This window comes from Burkholderia sp. KCJ3K979, assembly GCF_016759955.1.
Taxonomy (GTDB): Bacteria; Pseudomonadota; Gammaproteobacteria; order Burkholderiales; family Burkholderiaceae; genus Burkholderia; species Burkholderia orbicola.
Map to the genome: position 1 here is coordinate 1 of NZ_JACFYV010000501.1, position 333 is coordinate 333.

The 333-nt window shown below is 52.9% G+C and carries 2 rRNA genes; both read right to left on the bottom strand.

Features of this window, described 5'->3' with window-relative positions:
- Positions 1–68, bottom strand: a 5S ribosomal RNA gene (rrf, locus tag H3O04_RS36870); the annotation flags it as partial.
- A 154-nt stretch (positions 69–222) separates the two neighbouring features.
- Positions 223–333 (bottom strand): 23S ribosomal RNA (locus tag H3O04_RS35825); the annotation flags it as partial.

Below are 333 nucleotides of genomic sequence, written 5' to 3' on the forward strand. Positions count from 1 at the left end.
GCGTAGAGTCGTTTCACGGTCCTGTTCGGGATGGGAAGGGGTGGGACCGACTCGCTATGGTCATCAGGCAAAGGGGGTTGTTCTGCTGGCGTGGCCAACAGAACCAATCTTGGAAGAAGCAGTAATTGAGGTTGTGTGTATCACACACGAGAATCCAACATGTCGCTTTGGATCGCGGCCAGTGCTTGCGCACGGCGCCGATCCATAAGGCAGACTTGTTATAGGATCAAGCCTTACGGGCAATTAGTATCAGTTAGCTGAACGCATTACTGCGCTTACACACCTGACCTATCAACGTCCTGGTCTCGAACGACCCTTCAAGGGGATCTAGTC